Origin of the sequence: Methylobacterium frigidaeris (assembly GCF_022179185.1) — a bacterium.
Taxonomy (GTDB): Bacteria; Pseudomonadota; Alphaproteobacteria; order Rhizobiales; family Beijerinckiaceae; genus Methylobacterium; species Methylobacterium frigidaeris.
Map to the genome: position 1 here is coordinate 1 of NZ_BPQJ01000280.1, position 250 is coordinate 250.

The 250-nt window shown below is 39.6% G+C and carries 1 protein-coding gene; it reads left to right on the forward strand.

Annotation, left to right across the window (positions count from 1 at the left end; all coding sequences use genetic code 11):
- Positions 1-209 (forward strand): hypothetical protein (locus MFF64_RS37160; protein WP_238194070.1); only part of this gene is annotated, 209 nt, incomplete at its 5' end.
- Positions 210-250 lie beyond the last annotated feature (41 nt).

Sequence of the window (250 nt, forward strand, 5' to 3'; positions counted from 1 at the left end):
TTCAATTCCCTGGAACACGTGCAGCTCAAGCGATTTTAGATAACTCAAAAGGACCATCAAATACTTTTTCTGACGTTGCTTATCACTCTCAACTTATGGACTCAGTTATTGTTACACCAAAATTGAACTGGGACTATTGGGATGAACACGAAGGATATCGTGAGGTTATGGCATTAGCCGACAACTTTCTTGGTCGAATGCTTAACTAGCCCTAATCCGAGAATTACGGAAAGAGAAGTTCAAAAAGATA